The sequence below is a fragment of the Glutamicibacter sp. BS14 genome (genome assembly GCF_056934375.1).
In genome coordinates this window covers 2,043,107-2,063,120 of sequence record NZ_CM167801.1, presented here as the reverse complement: position 1 = coordinate 2,063,120, position 20,014 = coordinate 2,043,107, and the positions used below count along the sequence as shown (strand labels likewise).

The following is a 20,014-nucleotide window of genomic DNA, read 5'->3' as shown; positions in this document are numbered from 1 at the left end:
CCGGTATCGCCAGAACTATCTGCACGATGCCGGGATGAGTTTAAAAATAAGAGACATACCTGACTTTTAATGCCCCGAAGGTGACTGCAACCATTGGACGGTACTAAGGTAAGTTTTGAAACATCACCGTGGATTAATGGTGCGCGCCCGCATGTGTCACGCTCCAGGAAGTCCACACCCGATCCCCTGGTCGGCCTAAGCCGGCCTCACTAAGCGAATACGAGGGAGCGTTCACGTGGCCGATTCGGCAGCAACGCAAGAATTTGATGTCCTCATCCTCGGCGGCGGATCCGCTGGATACTCGGCAGCATTGCGCGCCATCCAGCTGGGCTACACCGTTGGATTGATCGAGAAGGAAAAGCTGGGCGGCACCTGCCTGCACACCGGCTGCATCCCAACCAAGGCTTACCTGCACGCAGCAGAGCTGGCCGAGAACGCTCGCGAGGGTGCCAAGTTCGGCATCAACTCCTCGCTGGAGTCGATCGACCTGGCTGGCGTGCGCAAGTACAAGGAAGACATTGTTGCTGGAAAGCACAAGGGTCTCCAGGGCTTGCTGAAGATGAAGAAGGTCAACGTTATCACCGGTAACGGCCGACTGGTCTCCCAGGATTCCATCGATGTTGATGGCACCGTCTACAAGGGCAAGTACATCATCCTGGCTACCGGCTCCACCTCCAAGACCATGGGTCTGGAAATCGGCGGCCGCGTACTGACCAGCACCGAAGCACTGAACATGGAAGACCTGCCAAAGAGCGCCATCGTGCTCGGCGGCGGCGTCATCGGTGTCGAGTTCGCTTCCGTATGGAAGTCTTTCGGCGTCGACGTCACCATCGTCGAGGGCCTGCCTTCGCTGGTTCCGAACGAGGACCCAGCCATCATCAAGAACCTGGAGCGCGCTTTCAAGAAGCGCGGCATCAAGTTCAACACCGGCGTCTTCTTCGAGAAGGTCGAGCAGGATGCTAACGGTGCCAAGGTCTCCCTGGCTGACGGCAAGGTCCTGGAAGCAGAGATCGTTCTGGTTGCAGTGGGTCGCGGTCCGGTAACCGAGGGCCTCGGCTTCGAAGAGCAGGGCATCACCATTGACCGCGGCTTCGTGATCACCGATGAGCGCCTGCACACCGGCGTTGGCAACATCTACGCAATCGGCGACATCGTTCCAGGCGTACAGCTTGCACACCGCGGTTACCAGCATGGCCGCTTCGTAGCCGAGGAAATCCACGGCATGAAGCCAACCATCGTCGAGGACATCAACATCCCGAAGGTGACTTTCTGCGAGCCAGAGATCGCTTCCGTGGGCTACTCCGAGCCGAAGGCCAAGGAGAAGTTCGGTGCCGACCAGATTGAAACCACCGAGTACAACTTGGCTGGCAATGGCAAGTCCTCGATCCTGGGCACCAGCGGCATCATCAAGATGGTTCGCGTCAAGAACGGCCCAATCGTTGGCGTTCACGGCATCGGCGGCCGCATTGGCGAGCAGATCGGTGAAGCCCAGCTGATCGTGAACTGGGAAGCTTACCCAGAGGACGTATCGCAGCTGATCCACGCACACCCAACCCAGAACGAGTCCCTGGGCGAAGCCGCAATGGCTTTGGCCGGCGCCCCGCTGCACGGTTAATCACGCTTTGGTCATGCAGGCAGCGCGTTAGTTCAACGCGCTGCCTGTATGCACTAGGCTCGGAGGCAACGCCTCCCACCACTTTTCAAGCTTTATAAAACAAGGAGATACGGGACGATGTCTGAAACCGTAAACCTACCCGCACTGGGTGAAAGCGTTACCGAAGGTACGGTAACCCGCTGGCTGAAGCAGGTCGGCGACCGTGTAGAGGTAGACGAGCCGTTGGTGGAAGTTTCCACCGACAAGGTTGACACTGAAGTTCCTTCGCCGGTTGCCGGCATCATCGAGGAAATCTTCGTAGCCGAAGACGAGGACGCTGAAGTTGGCGCCCCACTGGTTCGCATTGGCGATGGCTCCGGCGCTGGCGAAGCTGCACCAGCAGCTCCGGCCGCTGAAGAAGCACCTGCCGAACCAGCCGCTGAAGAAGCACCAGCAGCACCTGCAGCCGAAGAAGCTCCAGCAGCTGCACCAGCCGCCGGCGCTGCTTCAGGCACCGAAGTGACCCTTCCAGCTCTGGGCGAGTCGGTTACCGAAGGTACCGTCACCCGCTGGCTGAAGGAAGTTGGCGAGGAAGTCTCCGTCGACGAGCCACTGCTTGAGGTTTCCACCGACAAGGTTGACACCGAAGTTCCTTCCCCCGTTGCAGGTACCCTGCTGGAAATTCGCGTTCCAGAAGATGAGACCGCTGAAGTTGGCGCTGTTCTGGCTGTTATCGGTGCAGCTGGCGCTGCTCCAGCTGCCGCCCCAGCCAAGGAAGAAGCACCAGCTGCTGCTCCGGCTCCTGCAAAGGAAGAGGCTCCGGCCGCTCCGGCTCCCGCTAAGGAAGAGGCACCTGCCGCTCCGGCCGCTCCCGCTCCTGCAAAGGAAGAGGCACCGGCTGCTGAGGCAACCAATGAGTCCGGCTACGTCACCCCACTGGTCCGCCGCTTGGCTAACCAGCACAGCATCGACATTGCTTCGGTGAAGGGTACCGGCGTTGGCGGTCGCATCCGCAAGCAGGATGTCTTGGACGCTGTTGCCGCCCAGGAAGCTGCTGCACCAGCTGCCGCCCCTGCTGCCGCCCCTGCTCCTGCCGCCGCGAAGCCAGCTGCTCCTGCAGTTGAGGTTTCCTCGCTGCGCGGCACCGAGGAGAAGGCTCCACGTATCCGCCAGGTCATCGCTCGCCGCATGCGCGAATCCCTGGACGTATCGACTCAGCTGACCCAGGTCCACGAGATCGATATGACCCGCATCGTGAAGCTGCGTGCTTCGGCAAAGGCCAACTTCAAGGCCACCAACGGCGTGAACCTCACTTACTTGCCATTCATCGCCAAGGCTGTTGCCGAGGGCCTGAAGGCACACCCTAAGTTGAACGCCGAGTACAACGAAGAGACCCAGAAGATCACCTACCACAATGCCGAGCACTTGGCATTCGCAGTCGACACCGACAAGGGCCTGCTGGTTCCTGTTGTATCGAACGCTGGCGATCTGAACCTGGCTGGCATGGCTTCGCGTATCGCTGATGTTGCTGCACGCACCCGCAGCAACAAGATCGGTCCGGATGAGCTCTCCGGTGGCACCTTCTCGATCACCAACATCGGTTCGGTTGGCGCACTGTTCGACACCCCGATCATCAACCAGCCACAGGTAGCCATCCTGGGCACCGGTGCGATCGTGAAGCGTCCAATGGTCGTTACCGACGCAGAGGGCAACGATTCGATTGCCATCCGCCACATGATGTACCTGTGCCTGACCTACGATCACCGTCTGGTAGACGGTGCCGATGCAGGCCGCTTCCTGCAGACCGTCAAGGCTCGCCTTGAAGGCGGCGCTTTCGAAGGCGAACTGGGACTGTAAAGATCCAGCTTTCGCTTTCGCAGCCTAGGTAGATAATCGCCCCTGTCGTTGGTTCGACAGGGGCGATTCTGCGTTTTCTACGATCAGTCGAAAATAGATTAGGCTAGTATCATGACTATTCTTCTTTCAATCCTGATTTTCGTGCATATCTTGGGTGCAGCAGCTATCTTCGGCGGCTGGCTTGCTAATTTCAAGACTCCAACCGTCTCCGTATGGCAGTGGTATGGCGCTATCGTTCAGGTCGTAACGGGTCTGGCCATGGTCGGTATTCTCGAGGCTGGCGCCGGTTCGCCAAACCACATGAAGATTGGAATCAAGTCGCTGATTGCAATCATTATCTTGGTGGCAGCGTTCCTTGGCCGGAAGAAGATGAAGAACGGCGAGGAAGTTCCTACGGGGATCGCTCACGCCGTGGGTGGCATGGCCTTGATCAACATCGCCATCGCGGTACTCTGGAACTAATCAGCATTAGCATTGACGGCGGGAGCCGCAACCATCAGCTTAGAGCAAGCTGTGGTTGCACCTCCCGCCGTTTCGCTTTTAACGGCGCAATACCTTGCCAATTTTCCAGCGCTCGTCTTCCAGCACTAGTTCCACTTCGATGCGTTGCGGCTGCGCGGTCTGGACGGCGTGAACCGTGGCTCCGCGGGCATCCACGTAGCGGTATTCCTCTTGGGTAGAAGTGGCAGCAAGAATGACAGAGTCCCCCTGCCCACGCGCCGATACCGTGACGTCCGTGAGTCTCGTGCGCAATCCCGCAAATTCCAAACCCATTTTCCGAAGCTGATCGATTGTTTCGAGATCTCGTTGCAGCTGCTCCGCTCCTGAAGTGTAGAGCCCCTTGAGCTTCTCCCCCGCCAGCTGCCCCATCGCTTCATCGCGCTCTCTTGAAAGCGCGAGGAATGCAGAGATCACGGTGTCCCGATTCAAGGCACAAGCTGGAACGTGCGCCCCGTCTTCAATTCTGCAGCTTTGCTCTGCTGACGGTACTGCCGTAGCCGCAGTCGTTTCGGTGGCCACAGCCGCACGGAAATGATTGACGCCCACGAGGCTCCCGATAATAACCAAGGAGCCCAGTGCTGCGGCACCGGCCAATTTCACGGCCCCGGGGGTCCGGCGCAATCGATGGCTATGCCAGGAGTCATCGCGGCTGGGGCTTCGCTGCCTGCTTGCGGTATCGGCCTGGCGCTTGAAGCGCTTGTGCGCAGCATTCTGTTCCGCGGATGGATGGATGGTCTCCATCAGATGAGTAGCTTCTGGAGCTACATGCCCTTCCCAGCTGATGGGCTCTGCCGGACAGCTTGCGAACAACGTTCGAGCAAACTGATCTGCGGTCGGTCGTGCTTGCGGATCTGGATTCAGCGAATCGATCAACAGTTCATGAATGATCGAAGGGATTCCGGGGGCTGCCACCGGGGCAATATTCCATAGCCAGCCCCTCGCCCAATTGTGTCGACAGGGTTCCGTAGAAATCAACGACATATTTCCTTGACTGCTTTACCTGCTCTTGGCGAAGCGAAGTGATGTTTTCCATAGTCAGGCTAAGTTTTAGCGTGAGGTACAACTGGTCGCTTTCCCTCCGGATCAGCCAAACTTTACACGGTGACTTGGAACTTAGCGGCCTTACCGTGACATGCCCGGGGCTTGTCGGCCACGCTAGAACATTCGTAGAATCATCCATGACTCCGTTGTAACCCAGAATCGTAAATTGCAAGCTGGATATCCACAGATGGGTTCGACGGCTCTGAATTAGCGACCGATCGTTCAAGAGCGTAGGCTAGCCGTCATGGCGATCGAATTCGAACGAGTCGGACTAGGCTCAAAATTTGTGCCCTACATGGAAGCTTGGGATTACCAAATCCAACTGCATGATGCGGTAGCCGCGGACACGCAAACCCCAAAAGTCCTGTTCCTGGAGCACGAAGCGGTTTACACCGCAGGCAAGCGAACTGAACCTGAAGATCTCCCGATGGACGGGACCCCCGTGGTGGATGTGGATCGCGGTGGAAAGTTGACCTGGCATGGCCCGGGACAGCTCATTGGCTACCCCATCGTCAAGCTACGCAAGATCAGCGCAATCCGACTTTACGTGGAGACCTTGGAAGAAGCCCTGATTAACGTGGTCAGCGAGCTAGGCATTCCGACGGCCCAGATCAAGGGCCGCTCCGGGGTCTGGGTACCGGGCAAAGATGGCGCTCAGGACCGCAAAATCGCAGCCATTGGAATCCGCATCAACCACGGTGTCACCATGCACGGTTTCGCATTGAACTGCTCTAACGCGCTTTCCGCCTACGAACAGATCATCCCCTGCGGCATCTCCGATGCAGGTGTCACCACCATTTCCGAAGAACTCGGCCGTACCGTCACCCCCGAAGACGTCGTTGACCGCGTACAAACCGAAATAGAGCGTCTGCTCACCCCTCAAGTCGTCTAGACAGTCACGCCCTCACCAAAGAAAGAGCTGTTTAATGAGCGTCGAACCAGAAGGCCGCCGTATGCTGCGCGTAGAAAAGCGCAACGCTGCCGTACCTGTGGAGCGTAAGCCAGAATGGATCAAGGCCAAGTTGAGCATTGGCCCTGAATACGTTGGCCTGAAAAATCTCGTACAGAGCGAAGGCTTGCATACGGTCTGCGAAGAAGCAGGCTGCCCGAACATCTTCGAGTGCTGGGAAGACCGCGAGGCTTCCTTCCTGATCGGCGGTTCAGAGTGCACCCGCCGTTGCGACTTCTGCCAGATCGCCACCGGCAAGCCCTTGGCAATTGACCGCTCAGAGCCATTCAAGGTCGCCATGAGCGTGAAGAAGATGGATCTGCGCTACGCCACCGTAACCGGCGTCGCCCGTGATGACCTCGAAGACGAGGGCACCTGGCTGTATGCCGAGACTGTGCGGCAGATCCACAAGATGAATCCAAGCACCGGCGTAGAGCTGCTGATCCCCGATTTCAGCGGCAAGCCGGAGAACCTGGATACCATCTGCGATTCGGAGCCAGAAGTCTACGCCCACAACGTAGAGACTGTGCCTCGCCTGTTCAAGCGCATCCGCCCGGCTTTCCGTTACGAGCGTTCCATGGATGTGATCACCCATGGCCGCAAGCGTGGCTTGATCACCAAGTCCAACCTGATTCTGGGTATGGGCGAAACTCGAGAAGAAATTTCCGAGGCCATGCGTGATCTCCATGAGGCAGGCTGCGATCTGCTGACTTTGACCCAGTACCTGCGCCCAACCGACCTGCATCTGCCAGTCGACCGCTGGGTCACCCCGCAGGAGTTCCTGGAGCTTCAGCAAGAAGCCGAAGAACTCGGCTTTGCCGGAGTCATGGCTGGGCCGCTGGTCCGTTCTTCCTACCGCGCTGGCCGCCTGTGGGCCGGCGCCATGCGCAAGAAGGGCCGCGAAATCCCAGAGGCATTGGCACATATCGAGTCCTCGGGCAACACGCGCCAGGAAGCAGCTTCGCTGATCAAGTAGCTCGGTCCAGTGGACCCCACGGCTAAGGCCCCGGAACTCCTGATGGAATCCATCGAGGGTTCCGGGGCTTTCCCACTGCCCGTCCATGGGCAATTCAGCTGAAAATGCCGTGTTCGATCCGGCTCGGCTTAGAACTATCAACTTCATCGCGTAGAATTAAGGCACTATGGCCAAAAACTCCGACAACGACGCAGCCGCGCCTAAGCGTGGCTTGTTTTCGCGTAAACCAAAAGCTGAGAAGAAGAACAAAGAACCGGGCCGCCTGAAGCAAATTGGCCAGGTCTTCCAGATGACTCGCCGCAATGACCCGATGGTCGTGTGGTGGATGGCATTGGCAGCCTTGGCCGTCATTGCTGTCTGCTTGGTCATCGGCTTCTTGATCAAAAACTGGATCACGATGTTGATCATCGCAATCCCGCTGGCGCTCCTTGCTGCAATGTTCGTGATGTCCCGCCGCGCAGAGAAAGCTGCGTTCTCGCAGCTTGAGGGCCGCCCCGGCGCTGCCGGCGCCGCCATGAGTGTGCTGCGTCGCGGCTGGATCCTGAAGCAGGAACCAGTTGCCTACAACCGCCACCAGGATCTGGTGTTCCTCGGTATCGGTCGCCCGGGCATCGTCCTGGTCACTGAGGGACCAAAGAGCCGGGTTCGTGAGCTTGCCTCTTCCGAGCGCAAGCGCATCGCCCGCGTTCTGCCGAACGTTCCCGTGCACATCATCAACGCTGGTTCCGAAGAAGGCCAGACTCCGTTGGCTGAAGTCGGCAAGGCAATGAAGAAGCTTCCAAAGTCGATTACGAAGCTGGAAGTCAGCGCAATCGACAAGCGCTTGAGCACGTTGACCGCGAATCGTCTGCCTATCCCCAAGGGCGTAGACCCGAACCGCGTCCGTCCAAACCGCCGCGCTACGCGCGGACGCTAAAGACAACTACTAAAGAAGCCGCAACTGGAATTTCTAGTTGCGGCTTCTTTCTTGCTGTCCGGATCTATTGCTAGGAGATATTCACCAGGATGGTCTTGGGCAAACGATCATGCAGTCCACGCTGGTCCTTGTCGGTGACGAAGGCCGGAATAGCCAGGCAAAGCAGCAAGGAACGAATCAGGCCTTGGAACGGCTTGATTGCGGTTCCATCCAGCGACTGCACCTGCATTCCAAAGGTACGGTGCCCGATCGTGTGCCCGGTGAACCCGACACCGATGATCTGCCCGGCGCAGAACAGGCTCAATGTTGCCAGATCGTGGCTGTCAAACAGCCACCAGCTCAGCAGCATCGAGAGCCCCCAGTCCAAGAGCAGTGCACCGACCCGTCGCGGGAATCTGGCAATGGAGCCGGGGCCCTTCTCGGGGCGCCCCATATCCTGCCCGGGCCATTGTTGCGTATTATGCTGCGGCGGCCCTTCAAGCCACGAGCTGAAGTCTTTTCTTTCCACCAATACAGTCTATCCAGCGATTCTGTGCGCCAGTTAGAACGCGATAACCAGGTAGCAAGTATCCAAGTCAGATTGTTACAGCAGGCAATCAGCGCAGATCAGCGCGATACGACACGCCCGGATTCTCCGCTTGTAACAGGTTGGAAACAATAGAGACACCATTCAGAAATGGATTATAGGTAAGCTTGATACGTAAGCAAGAGGACCAGCCGGATCATTCCGGCTACCGGTTCCGTTTACCAAACCTTATATCTCACCAGGGAGTCACCTGCACATGTTTACCAGTCCAGAAGAAGTCTTGGCATATATTGCCGAAGAGGACATCAAGTTCGTCGATATCCGTTTCACCGACCTACCAGGTGTACAGCAGCACTTCAACGTGCCTGCCAAGTCCGTGGATGCCGACTTCTTCGTCAACGGCCAGCTCTTCGATGGTTCTTCCATCCGCGGCTTCGCCGGCATCTCTGATTCCGACATGCAGCTGATCCCGGACGTCACCACCGGCTTCATCGATCCCTTCCGCCTGGAAAAGACCCTGGCCTTCAACTTCTCGATCATCAACCCACGCACCGGTGAGCCGTACCACCGCGACCCACGTGGCGTTGCGGAACGTGCCGAGGCATACCTGGAATCGACCGGTATCGCTGACACCGCGTTCTTCGCCCCAGAAGCAGAATTCTTCATCTTCGAAGACGTTCGCTACGAATCCAAGCCACAGGGCGCGTTCTACTCGATCGATTCCGACGAGGCACCTTGGAACACCGGCCGCAAGGAAGAAGGCGGCAACCAGGGTTACAAGACCCCGTACAAGGGCGGCTACTTCCCAGTTGCACCGACTGACAAGCAGGCTGACCTGCGCGACGCGATCTGCGTCGAGCTGGACAAGGCTGGCCTTGAGGTTGAACGCAGCCACCACGAGGTGGGCGCTGCCGGCCAGGCAGAAATCAACTACAAGTTCAACACCATGGTTCACTCCGCTGATGAACTGATGCTCTTCAAGTACATCGTGAAGAACGTCGCTGACGCGTGGGGCAAGTCCGCAACCTTCATGCCAAAGCCAGTCTTCGGCGACAACGGCTCGGGCATGCACGTGCACCAGTCGCTGTGGGCCAACGGCGAACCGCTGTTCTACGATGAAAAGGGCTACGCTGGCCTGTCCGATACCGCACGCTGGTACATCGGCGGCCTGCTGAAGCACGCAGACGCCGTGCTCGCGTTCACCAACCCAACCGTGAACTCCTACCGCCGCCTGGTCAAGGGCTACGAAGCTCCAGTGAACATGGTTTACTCGCAGGGCAACCGCTCTGCCGGTATCCGTATCCCGATCACCGGTTCGAACCCTAAGGCGAAGCGCATCGAGTTCCGCGCTCCGGATGCTTCCTCGAACCCATACCTGGCGTTCGCAGCCCAGCTGATGGCTGGCCTGGACGGCATCAAGAACCGCATTGAACCTGCAGAGCCAATCGACAAGGACCTCTACGAGCTTCCTGCCGAAGAGGCCAAGGAAATCCAGCGCGCACCTGAAAGCCTCGAAGAGGCGCTCAAGGCCCTGGAAGCTGATCACGAGTTCCTGCTCGAAGGCGGCGTCTTCACCGAGGACCTGATCCAGACTTGGGTCGAGTACAAGCGTGAAAACGAAATCAAGCCATTGAGCCTGCGCCCGAACCCATACGAGTTCGAGCTCTACTACGGTTGCTAATCAGCTGACGGGGCATCGCCCCGTGTAGTTTGCAGAGGAGTCTGCACAAAGCGCAAGAACTATGTTCTGGCACTTGTGCGGACTCCTCTGTTTAAGCATCAGTGCGGGCCCGCACATGGGCGGCCATCGCGCTCAGGGCAAGTGCCGCCCCGATAACAAGTACTAGTATTCCTGCTTGTCGCTCTTTGCTTCCCAAAGCTCAAATGCCCTGAGCGCACCGGAATCTTCAACCTTGGTAAACGGAATTTTCCGCTCGCTCATGGGAAGCTCAAGCTCCTTGTAAATGAAATCATCATCGAAGCCGATCTTCGCGGCTTCGTCGCGCGTATTCGCGTAGTAGACATGCTCGAAGCGGGACCAATAGATGGCACCCAGGCACATGGGACATGGCTCGCAGCTGGTGTAGAGCTCGCATTGCGACAGATCGAAGGTTCCCAGTGCTTGTCCCGCTGCGCGGATGGCATTGATTTCGGCGTGCGCCGTTGGATCCTGGCTACCCACCACCGAGTTGTAGCCAGCGGAAACGACTTTTCCGTCAAGGACTACCACCGCGCCAAATGGTCCGCTGTCATTGGATTCCAGGGCCAGCAAGGACTGATCAATGGCAGCCTGCAGCATCTTTGGGTCCAGCATTTTCGAAGCTCCCCTGCACTCATTATTCGCGTAGAGATTACAATCCCCACCCTAGTCCCCCGCATCCTGTTCCGGCGGGAAGCGCAGGAAATTGCCGGTTGCGGACTAAGGTTTCAGCGCACGAAGGTAACGCTGACGTGTCACCCACTGCGCCAGGAGCAGCGCCTTGAAGACTCGACGCCAAGCAGGCACATCAGAAGGTGCCGTGACCGACCTGATCAGCAGGAAAACTTGCTCGTCCGCGCGTTCAAGAATGAAAGCTTCCACACCCTGAACCGGATGCCCCGGCAGCGTCCGGTAGGAAAACCCTACCCAATCACTTTCCGCAACGACGTCAACGACCTCCACAGGTTCATGGATGCGCAACGGTCCGACACCGATGGTGATCAAGGGTTGCTGGCCCACGGCGACCGGCAACTGCGGCTGAAGCCTGAACCCGCTGCGTGTCTTGACTTCCCAACGGAGCAAGGCAGCGCACGCAACGTTCCACAGGGCTACTCCCCTACCTAGCAGCACGCGGCGTTGCCACGGCCTGGATGAAGCAGCCAGCGGGCTCCAGGTACGTTCCAGCAGCGTTTCAACGGCCACCGCGGTTCCTAGTTCTCAAAGCCGTAGAACAGCAGTTCAAAGATGCCACGCGCGTGCCGGGTTGCACGCAAGTAGTCCTCTTCGAGTTCCACGCCAAAGTGCGGCTCATAGCCGCACCACCGAGCCACGGCTTCCATATCGCGCGCCGAACTCGGCAAGACATCGCTGGAACGTCCGGACGTGATGATTTCAGCACTGCGAATCTGCGTAGCCAGCCGCCAAGCAATCGCCAGCAGTTCGCTATCGTCTTGCGCAATGAGCTCCAACTTCGCCAGCTCTTCCAACGCCCGGAGCGTCGAGGTGGTGCGCAGGGATTCGTGCTTCCAGGCGTATTGCAACTGGTAGAACTGCACCAGCCATTCAATGTCCGAGAGCGAGCCTCGTCCCAGTTTCAGGTGGCGGTTGGGGTCGGCACCTCGTGGGAGCCGTTCGGACTCAACGCGGGCCTTGATCTTGCGGATATCCCGGATCTCCGACTCGTCCAGTCCCTTGCCGTAGCGCACCGGCCTAATCAATTCCATGAAATCTTCAGCCAACTGGTCATCGCCGGCAAACGGGCGTGCACGCTGCAACGCCTGGCGTTCCCAGATTTCCACCCATCGCTGGTAATAGGTGGCGTAGGCGTCCAGAGAACGGACCAGCATTCCCTGGCGGCCCTCGGGGCGCAGATCCGAGTCCACTTTCAATTTCACTTCAGCTGGAATGGCTGGTTTCAACGGTTTGGCGGTCCACGACACCAGGTCGGTAACTACCCGAAGCGCTTGTTCTTGAGCAGCTTGGGCCGTGGCGCCAGGAACCGGGCGCTGCACGAACAGGACGTCCGCATCAGAGCCGTAGCCGATTTCCCGACCGCCTTGGCGGCCCATGGCAATGACCGAAACGACAGCATGTTCCCCGTGCTTGGCCTGGTCAGCAGCCAAGAGGACCTTCAGCACCCCGTCAACCATGGCGGCGTCGATGTTAGAGAGTGCTACGCCAACTTCGTCAACGGTCAGCAGGCCGGCGCCGTCGGCAAGCGCGACACGCAAGAACTCGCGGCGGCGCACCATGCGGATCATGCGGATGGCAGCTTCTGGCTGCTTCGTGCGATGGATGATCGAGGTGTTCTGCTGCAGCAGGTTCTCGAATGTCTGCGGCGTCAAGGACGCGTCGGAGCCCAGCCAAGCGGCCGCCGCCGGCTCATTGGCCAGCAGGTCGGTCAGGAAGCGCGTATTGGAGAGCAAGTGGCTCAGCCGTTCGGCGGCAGCGTTGGTATCGCGCAGCATGCCGAGGAACCAATGGGACTTGCCCAGCGCTTCGCTGAGCCGGCGGAAGCCCAGCAATCCAGCATCCGGGTCCACCCCGCGGGCAAACCAGTCCAGGAGTACCGGCAGCAATTGCCGTTGCAATGACGCACTGCGCGAGACCCCACCGGTCAGGGCTTCAATGTGCCGCATCGCCGCCTTCGGGTCGAGATAGCCCAGGGCGCGCAGGCGGGCTTGCGCCGATTCGGCGGTGAGCTTGACATCATCGGCCGAGAGGTTGGAACTACTGACCAGGAGCGGACGGTAGAAAATACGCTCGTGCAGCGAACGCACCATGCGCTTGGTTTCATTCCAGCGGCGCATCAGCTTCTCCGGGCTGCTGAGCTGCAGGTCTCCGGCACCACGGATCGATCGTGCAAGCACGCGCTGGGCGCTTTCTGCCCGGGGCATCAAGTGGGTACGGCGCAATTGGCTGAGCTGTATCCGGTGCTCCAGCAAGCGCAGGAAACGGTATGAGTCATCGAAATTCGTCGCATCATCACGGCCGATGTAGCCGATATCGCTCATCGCTTGGATGGCCAGGGTGGTGGTTGGCACCTGGATGGCGGGGTCGACTCGACCATGGACGAGTTGGAGCAGCTGGACGGTGAATTCGACATCGCGCAGTCCACCGGGGCCCAGCTTGATTTGCCACGCAACATCTTGCTTGTCGATGTTGTCGCTGACGCGTCGGCGCATGGCCTGGACGGATTCAACGAAGCCCTCACGCTCGGAACTGGACCAAACCATTGGCGAAACCATCCGCTCATAAGAGCGTCCCAGTTCCTTGTCGCCGGCAATCGCGCGGGCCTTGAGCAGGGCTTGGAATTCCCATGAATGAGCCCACCGGCGGTAATACGCTTCATGGGATGAGAGCGTACGGGTCAAGGCCCCGTCCTTGCCCTCGGGGCGAAGATTCGCATCCACTTCCCAGAGCATCGGCTCAGGGCCAGGGACCATCAGTGCACGTGCCGTGTTCCCGCAGATCACCGTCGCGATCGCGGCGGCCAGGTCGTCATCGATTCCCGGCGTGGAATCGTGGGCGTAAATGACATCGACGTCCGAAATATAGTTCAGTTCACGTGCACCGCACTTGCCCATGCCAATGATGGTGATCTTAACCCGATCAACGTCGCCAGCATCATATTGTTCGGCGGCTTCGGCCCGGGCAATGGCCAATGCCCCCTCCAACGCGGCACCAGCCATGTCGGCCAGTTCGGCGGCGACCAGGGGCAGAATGCGCTGCGGCTGGGTGGAACCCAAGTCCCGGTGGGCCAGCGAGAGCAAGGCCTTGCGGTAGGCGGTGCGCAAGCGCTGTCGCGCTTCAGCACCGGTATGGGAAGAGACCCAGTGCCCGCCGTCTGATTGCTTGGCCTCGATCGATGCCAGCAAGTCCTCGACCAGCTGTTCCGCGGGCACGGGGACGAATTCACCGGGTGGGGCGTGGCGGACGATCTCCAGCGCCTCGGGACAACGCATGAGGAACTCCCCGAGCGCAGAAGAGCTGCCCAGAAGCCTGACGAGCCCTTGGCAGCTATCGGGCTCCAGGAAGATATCGATGACTTCCGGGTGCCGATCTACCAACCGCAGGGCCAGCAGCAGTGCCTGGTCCGGATCTGGCGCATGCGCCATCTTGCTCACGATCAGGCTGGGATCAATCCGGGACAGTTCCTCGGCCTGAAGGAATTTCTTGGCCCTTTCGATGTCGCTGAAGCCAGCGTTGAGCAATGCTCGCGAGGGTACTTCCGGCATGGTGTCTCGTGTTCTCCCGCATTTCGCCGCGCAGCTTCACGCGGCGAAGTCTCTAGAGGATTCCCAAATACTTGTTCAGTTCGTAGGGGGTAATGACCTGACGGTACTCTTCCCATTCGGTGCGCTTGTTCGACAGGAACGAGTTGAATACCTGCTCGCCGAGGATCTCGGCCATCAGTTCCGACTCTTCCATGGCGCGCAATGCGTCGTGCAGGCTGCCAGGCAGCGGAACGTGGCCCGAGGCGCGGCGTTCTGCCGTGGACAGGCTCCAGACATCATCCTCGGTTGGCTCTTCCAGCTCGTAGCCTTCGCGGATGCCCTTCAGCCCAGCGCCCAGCAATACTGCGTAGGCCAGGTACGGATTGGCTGCCGAGTCGATACCGCGGTATTCCACGCGGGCGGACTGTCCCTTGCCTGGCTTGTACAGCGGCACGCGGACCAGTGCCGAGCGGTTGTTGTGCCCCCACGAACGGTGGCTCGGCGCCTCGCCTCCACCCCACAACCGCTTGTACGAGTTCACGTACTGGTTGGTGATGGCGGTCATTTCCGGCGCATGGTGCAAGATGCCGGCGATGAAGGACCGGGCCACATCGGAGAGCTGGTATTCGCGGCCAGCTTCGAAGAACGCGTTAGCGTCACCTTCGAACAAGGAGAAGTGGGTATGCATGCCGCTGCCCGGATGGTCGGCAAATGGCTTGGGCATGAAGGTTGCGTGGATGCCTTTCTGCATCGCCATCTCCTTGATGACGGTACGGAAGGTCATGATGTTATCGGCGGTCTGCAAGGCATCTGCGTAGCGCAGATCGATTTCGTTCTGGCCTGGACCTGTTTCGTGGTGGGAGAACTCCACCGAAATGCCCAGCGCTTCCAGCGTGGTCACGGAAGCACGGCGGAAGTCCTGCCCCACGCCATCTGGCACGTGGTCGAAGTAGCCACCGTTGTCGATCGGCTGGGGACGGCCATTGGCATCCAGTTGATCGTTCTCCAGCAAATAGAATTCGATCTCCGGGTGGGTGTAGCAAGTGAAACCCATATTCGATGCTTCGGCCAGCTGGCGCTTGAGCACCTGGCGCGGATCTGCATTGGACGGCTGGCCCTCAGGGGTCAGGATGTCGCAGAACATGCGGGAGGTCGGTTCGACTTCGCCGCGCCACGGCAGGATCTGGAAGGTGGCAGGATCTGGCTGAAGCAACATGTCAGACTCGGAGATCCGGGACAGTCCATCAATGGAGGAACCATCGAATCCCAGACCTTCTTCGAAAGCATCTTCAACTTCAGCAGGAGCCAACGCCACCGACTTGAGCGAACCAACGACGTCAGTAAACCACATTCGCACAAATCGAACGTCGCGTTCTTCAATGGTGCGCAGTACAAATTCCTGCTGACGATCCATTTTCCACCACCTTTGGGATTCTGATATCCGGCGCTGATCACAACCGGTAAGAAAATTGACCTGTGGCAACACTATATCGGTTCAGAACCGTCCCAACGATCAGCATCGCCCTGTCCAAGTGCGATAAAGTCGATTCATGCCACAACCATACCTAGGGAACCCTGAAAAAGGCCCGTCCCGTATCCGACTTCATCATTTGCAGCAGGCCAAGGACAATGGCGAAAAATTCGCGATGTTAACTGCTTATGACGTAATGATGGCAGAGATTTTCGATTCGGCCGGGATCGAGATGCTGCTGGTTGGCGACTCCGCTGCCAATACCGTACTCGGCTACGAGTCCACGCTGCCGATTACCCTCGACGAAATGATCATGTTCACCAAAGCTGTCGCCAACGGGGCCAAACGCGCCATGGTCGTTGCCGACCTCCCGTTTGGCAGCTACGAGCAGTCCCCTGCCCAGGCCGTTGCCACTGCGGTGCGCCTGATGAAGGAGGGCCATGCCCACGCGGTCAAGATGGAGGGCACCGCGCAATACGCCGAGCATGTCCGCGCCATGGTCCTTGCCGGAGTTCCCGTTATCGGGCACATCGGATTCACTCCGCAGTCCGAGCATGCATTGGGCGGGTACCGTGTGCAGGGCCGTGGCGACGCAGTAGAGCAGATGAAGCACGACGCTGTGCAATTGCAGGATGCAGGCGCCTTCTGCATCCTGATGGAAATGGTGCCAAGCCCGGTCGCTGCCAAAATCGATGCCGCGCTGAAGGTGCCGACCATCGGCATCGGCGCTGGCAATTCCACCACCGGACAGGTCCTGGTTTGGCAGGACATGCTGGGTCTTGGCGGGGGCCGCACCCCGCGCTTCGTGAAGAAGTACGCTGATCTGCGTGAGGTTGTCGGCAACGCGGTGCGCGAGTACCACCAGGACGTGGTTTCCGGCACCTTCCCCTCGGCAGAGTACGAGTTCAAGGAATAGAAGCCGGCTCACGCCATATCGCAAAGCGGTGCGCTGCCTCGATGTCATCCATCGTGGCAGCGCACCGCTTTGCCATTCGCCGCACCGGCCTGGCTCGGTGCCCTTGACTTCTACTCGTCGTCTTCCTCTGCGTCGTCCCACGCCTCATTGCGTGCCTGGACCTTCGCCATTGCCGCTTCGGCTTCAGCAACCGTGTCATATGGGCCAAGCAACTGCGACCAATCAGACTGCGGGCCATTCTCCACGGTCTTGGTCGAGACGTTGTACCAGTACTGCCCCTCGCCCGGGGTGCCAACTGAGCTCATGGAAAACTCCTCTATTCTCGATTCTTGCTGCTTCTTCCACGGTATCCCAACCGGCGGAAAATAGGTGCAACACCACCTGTTCTATCGGCTATCTCCTAGCGAAGCGGCAGATACGTGAAGCTAGAATAAAAGCATGGCTATTGCTTCAACTGCACCCCTTGGAAATCTCACCGCCGGCACGGTCTCCCCGGAACTTCCGGTACCGAAACACATTGAACGCCCCGAATACGTTGGCAAGAAGGAACCTGCCAGCAACACGGCTTCGGAAATCAAAAGCCCAGAAGTCATCGAACGCATTCGCATAGCTTCAAGGATTGCCGCTCAGGCACTGCAGGAAGTTGGCAAGGCTTGCCAGCCGGGAGCCACCACCGACCAGCTCGATCGGCTTGGCCACGAATTCCTCATGGATCACAACGCCTACCCGTCAACCTTGGGCTACCGCGGATTCCCCAAGTCGCTGTGCTCCTCGTTGAACGAGGTCATCTGCCACGGCATCCCGGACACCACCGTGTTGCAAGATGGCGACATCATCAATATCGATATCACCGCCTTCATCGGTGGCGTTCACGGAGATAACAACGCCACCTTCCTGGTCGGTGACGTGGATGAAGAATCGCGCCTGCTGGTCGAGCGCACCGAAAACTCGCTGAAGCGCGCCATCAAGGCCGTGATGCCAGGGCGTGAGATCAATGTGATCGGCCGAAGCATTGAAACCTACGCCAAGCGGTTCGGCTACGGCGTGGTCCGCGACTTCACCGGCCACGGCGTCGGCGAGGCCTTCCATTCCGGCTTGATCATCCCGCATTACGATGCGGCGCCGGCCTACAACACTCCCATCGAGCCGGGCATGGTTTTCACCATCGAGCCGATGCTCACCTTGGGCACCGTCGAATGGGACATGTGGGAAGACGACTGGACCGTGACCACCAAGGACAAGAAGCGCACCGCGCAGTTCGAGCACACCCTGCTGGTCACCGACGATGGCGCGGAAATTCTCACCCTGCCATAGCCGCTGCGACGCCTACGCCAAACGCCAGTGCCCGCGACCTCGAAAGGTCTGGGGCACTGGCGTTTGCTCTATGCGAAAACTGCTAGTCGGCCGAGAGCGGACGCTGGTTTCCCTGCGGAACCTTGCCACGGCGATCGCGCAGCCGGGCAATGGCGGTCTCGAAATCAGTCAGCGACTGGAAGTTGTGGTAGACACTGGCAAAGCGCAGGTAAGCGACCTCGTCGAGGCGCGACAATGGCTCCAAGATGGCCAAGCCCACCTGGTGGGCCGGGATTTCAGCAGCCCCGGAGGTCCGGACTGCCTCTTCGACTTCCTGGGCCAGGACGGCAAGGTCGTGATCGGTGACCGGGCGGCCCTGGCAGGCCTTGCGAACACCGTTAATGACCTTGTTGCGCGAGAACGGTTCTACGGCACCGGACTGCTTGAGCACGTTGAGGCTGGCAGTTTCGGTGGTGGTGAAACGGCGCGAACAAGCCGTGCACTGGCGTCGGCGGCGGATCGAGACGCCGTCGTCGGCAACTCGACTATCGACCACTCGGGAATCCGCATTGCGGCAATACGGGCAGTTCACGGCACCTCCATCTGTAGCCTAAGAAGCATTCTCGGTTCACCCATGGTGGCAAGAATCAACTCATGTCACCTAACAGTTTAGCGTCTATTGCGCGTTTCGCACCGCGACCGCGTCTCCATGGGCTGGCAGGTCCTCGGCATTGGCAAGATTAATCACGTGAGCGGCCACTTCGCCCAGCGCGGCCTTGTCGTAGTTGATCACCTGGATGGCTTTCAAGAAGGTATTCACGTTCAGCCCCGAGGCGTGCAGCGCGGTGCCACTGGTCGGCAGCACGTGGTTGGATCCTGCGCAGTAGTCGCCCAGCGAAACCGGGGCATAGGCGCCGACAAACACGGCGCCAGCAGCGGTGATGCGGGCCGCGGTGGATTCCGCCTCGGCCACCATGATTTCCAGGTGCTCGGCGGCGTAGGCGTTGCACACCTCGATCCCCTGCTCCAGGTCCTTGACCAAGATGACGGCCGATTGGGATCCTGACAGTGCCTCTGTCACACGGGCGGAGTGCTTGGTGGCGGCAACCTGCACCATGAGTTCCTTGCGCACGCCAGCAGCTAGTTCAGGTGAATCGGTAATCAGCACGGCCGCGGCGTTGGCATCGTGTTCTGCCTGCGAAATCATATCGGCAGCGACGAAGCCCGGGTTAGCTCCCTTGTCGGCAAGAATCGCGATTTCCGTAGGACCAGCTTCAGCGTCAATGCCTACCACGCCCTTGACCAAGCGCTTGGCGGTTGCCACGAACACGTTGCCTGGACCGGAGATCACGTCAACCGGTTCGATCCCGCCACGCTCATCGTTCGGCATGTCCACCCCGTAGGCGAACGCGGCAACAGCCTGGGCACCGCCCATGGCGTGCACCTCGTCGATGCCCAGCAGCTTGGCGGCAGCCAAGATGGTGGGGTGCGGCAGTCCGGCGAATTCCTTCTGCGGCGGGCTGGCCAGGGCTAGCGAGCTGACGCCGGCTGCCTGGGCAGGTACGGCGTTCATGATGACCGAGGACGGGTAGACGGCCAGGCCACCTGGCACGTACAGGCCGACGCGGCGCACCGGGACCCAGCGCTGGGTGACAGTTGCCCCGGTAGCGTAGCGGACTTCGGCGTCGTCCGGGCGCTGGGCCTTGGCGAATACGCGGGCGCGGTCAATGGATTCTTCCAGCGCCAGGCGGACCTGCGGGTCCAGTTCTTCCAGGGCGCGGTCCAGCTCATGCTGCGGCACACGGGTATGCTCCAGCTCAACGTGGTCAAAGCGCTGGGCCAGGTCCTTGAGTGTTTCCATGCCATGGGCGCGGACATCATCGATGATCTGCTGCACGGTTTCGGCTGCGGTCTGGGAGTTCATCTCCGGGCGCGGCAGCTTGGCTTTCAGCTGTGCGTAGCCCAGGGATTCGTTGCGCCAATCAAGGGTGGCGAGTGCTGAGAATTCGGTTTCTGGAATAGTGCTCACCTACCTAGTTTAACGCCGATGACCGGGGA

The 20,014-nt window shown here is 59.4% G+C and carries 18 protein-coding genes; 9 read left to right on the top strand and 9 right to left on the bottom strand.

Going from position 1 to position 20,014, the window contains the following annotated elements; all coding sequences use genetic code 11:
• Positions 1 to 235: 235 nt before the first annotated feature.
• The 3 genes from lpdA to AC1Z36_RS09775 all read left to right on the top strand — a co-directional run bounded on the left by lpdA (position 236) and on the right by AC1Z36_RS09775 (position 3,913).
• Complete coding sequence (lpdA, locus tag AC1Z36_RS09785; protein ID WP_105656773.1) at positions 236 to 1,615, top strand: dihydrolipoyl dehydrogenase; 1,380 nt, start codon at positions 236 to 238, stop codon at positions 1,613 to 1,615.
• Positions 1,616 to 1,732: 117 nt separating this feature from the next.
• Complete coding sequence (sucB, locus tag AC1Z36_RS09780) at positions 1,733 to 3,451, top strand: 2-oxoglutarate dehydrogenase, E2 component, dihydrolipoamide succinyltransferase (protein WP_105656774.1); 1,719 nt, start codon at positions 1,733 to 1,735, stop codon at positions 3,449 to 3,451.
• A gap of 111 nt (positions 3,452 to 3,562) precedes the next feature.
• On the top strand, positions 3,563 to 3,913 hold the full coding sequence (locus AC1Z36_RS09775) for a hypothetical protein (RefSeq protein WP_483561236.1): 351 nt from the start codon (positions 3,563 to 3,565) through the stop codon (positions 3,911 to 3,913).
• Between the two features lie 78 nt (positions 3,914 to 3,991).
• Here AC1Z36_RS09775 and AC1Z36_RS09770 read toward each other — a convergent pair whose 3' ends face one another.
• Positions 3,992 to 4,933: a hypothetical protein gene (locus AC1Z36_RS09770; RefSeq protein WP_483561235.1), complete on the bottom strand. Its 942-nt coding sequence runs from the start codon at positions 4,931 to 4,933 to the stop codon at positions 3,992 to 3,994.
• A gap of 277 nt (positions 4,934 to 5,210) precedes the next feature.
• On the opposite strand from AC1Z36_RS09770, the gene lipB reads away from it, so the two are divergent.
• From lipB to AC1Z36_RS09755, 3 genes are all read left to right on the top strand, one after another.
• Positions 5,211 to 5,885 (top strand): lipoyl(octanoyl) transferase LipB, encoded by a 675-nt coding sequence (lipB, locus tag AC1Z36_RS09765; protein WP_286134117.1) that lies wholly within the window; start codon positions 5,211 to 5,213, stop codon positions 5,883 to 5,885.
• A 34-nt stretch (positions 5,886 to 5,919) separates the two neighbouring features.
• Positions 5,920 to 6,918, top strand: a complete 999-nt coding sequence (gene lipA, locus AC1Z36_RS09760; protein ID WP_105656778.1) for a lipoyl synthase — start codon at positions 5,920 to 5,922, stop codon at positions 6,916 to 6,918.
• A gap of 166 nt (positions 6,919 to 7,084) precedes the next feature.
• The gene (locus tag AC1Z36_RS09755; protein ID WP_105656779.1) at positions 7,085 to 7,834 is read left to right on the top strand and encodes a DUF4191 domain-containing protein; all 750 of its coding nucleotides are present in this window, start codon (positions 7,085 to 7,087) and stop codon (positions 7,832 to 7,834) included.
• Between the two features lie 70 nt (positions 7,835 to 7,904).
• On the opposite strand, the gene AC1Z36_RS09750 is transcribed toward AC1Z36_RS09755, so the two are convergent.
• Positions 7,905 to 8,342 (bottom strand): RDD family protein, encoded by a 438-nt coding sequence (locus AC1Z36_RS09750; protein ID WP_105656860.1) that lies wholly within the window; start codon positions 8,340 to 8,342, stop codon positions 7,905 to 7,907.
• 274 nt (positions 8,343 to 8,616) lie between these two features.
• On the opposite strand from AC1Z36_RS09750, the gene glnA (AC1Z36_RS09745) reads away from it, so the two are divergent.
• The gene (gene glnA, locus AC1Z36_RS09745) at positions 8,617 to 10,041 is read left to right on the top strand and encodes a type I glutamate--ammonia ligase (RefSeq protein WP_105656780.1); all 1,425 of its coding nucleotides are present in this window, start codon (positions 8,617 to 8,619) and stop codon (positions 10,039 to 10,041) included.
• Positions 10,042 to 10,203: 162 nt separating this feature from the next.
• Here the strand turns inward: glnA (AC1Z36_RS09745) and AC1Z36_RS09740 are convergent, their stop codons facing one another.
• The 4 genes from AC1Z36_RS09740 to glnA (AC1Z36_RS09725) all read right to left on the bottom strand — a co-directional run bounded on the left by AC1Z36_RS09740 (position 10,204) and on the right by glnA (AC1Z36_RS09725) (position 15,690).
• A complete protein-coding gene (locus tag AC1Z36_RS09740) occupies positions 10,204 to 10,674 on the bottom strand; it encodes a nucleoside deaminase (protein ID WP_105656781.1) in 471 nt (156 codons plus the stop codon).
• Positions 10,675 to 10,779: 105 nt separating this feature from the next.
• On the bottom strand, positions 10,780 to 11,262 hold the full coding sequence (locus AC1Z36_RS09735; protein WP_105661476.1) for a DUF1990 domain-containing protein: 483 nt from the start codon (positions 11,260 to 11,262) through the stop codon (positions 10,780 to 10,782).
• An 8-nt stretch (positions 11,263 to 11,270) separates the two neighbouring features.
• The gene (locus tag AC1Z36_RS09730; RefSeq protein ID WP_483561234.1) at positions 11,271 to 14,297 is read right to left on the bottom strand and encodes a bifunctional [glutamine synthetase] adenylyltransferase/[glutamine synthetase]-adenylyl-L-tyrosine phosphorylase; all 3,027 of its coding nucleotides are present in this window, start codon (positions 14,295 to 14,297) and stop codon (positions 11,271 to 11,273) included.
• Positions 14,298 to 14,349: 52 nt separating this feature from the next.
• Positions 14,350 to 15,690, bottom strand: coding sequence for a type I glutamate--ammonia ligase (glnA, locus tag AC1Z36_RS09725; protein WP_105656784.1), 1,341 nt, complete (start codon positions 15,688 to 15,690; stop codon positions 14,350 to 14,352).
• A gap of 136 nt (positions 15,691 to 15,826) precedes the next feature.
• On the opposite strand from glnA (AC1Z36_RS09725), the gene panB reads away from it, so the two are divergent.
• The gene (gene panB, locus AC1Z36_RS09720; protein ID WP_133834276.1) at positions 15,827 to 16,663 is read left to right on the top strand and encodes a 3-methyl-2-oxobutanoate hydroxymethyltransferase; all 837 of its coding nucleotides are present in this window, start codon (positions 15,827 to 15,829) and stop codon (positions 16,661 to 16,663) included.
• Between the two features lie 110 nt (positions 16,664 to 16,773).
• On the opposite strand, the gene AC1Z36_RS09715 is transcribed toward panB, so the two are convergent.
• Positions 16,774 to 16,968, bottom strand: coding sequence for a hypothetical protein (locus tag AC1Z36_RS09715; RefSeq protein WP_105656786.1), 195 nt, complete (start codon positions 16,966 to 16,968; stop codon positions 16,774 to 16,776).
• A gap of 133 nt (positions 16,969 to 17,101) precedes the next feature.
• Here AC1Z36_RS09715 and map point away from each other — a divergent pair, with 133 nt between their 5' ends.
• Positions 17,102 to 17,977 (top strand): type I methionyl aminopeptidase, encoded by an 876-nt coding sequence (gene map, locus AC1Z36_RS09710; protein WP_105656787.1) that lies wholly within the window; start codon positions 17,102 to 17,104, stop codon positions 17,975 to 17,977.
• Between the two features lie 82 nt (positions 17,978 to 18,059).
• Here map and nrdR read toward each other — a convergent pair whose 3' ends face one another.
• On the bottom strand, positions 18,060 to 18,548 hold the full coding sequence (gene nrdR, locus AC1Z36_RS09705; RefSeq protein ID WP_105656788.1) for a transcriptional regulator NrdR: 489 nt from the start codon (positions 18,546 to 18,548) through the stop codon (positions 18,060 to 18,062).
• A gap of 84 nt (positions 18,549 to 18,632) precedes the next feature.
• A complete protein-coding gene (hisD, locus tag AC1Z36_RS09700) occupies positions 18,633 to 19,985 on the bottom strand; it encodes a histidinol dehydrogenase (protein WP_105656789.1) in 1,353 nt (450 codons plus the stop codon).
• Positions 19,986 to 20,014: the final 29 nt, after the last annotated feature.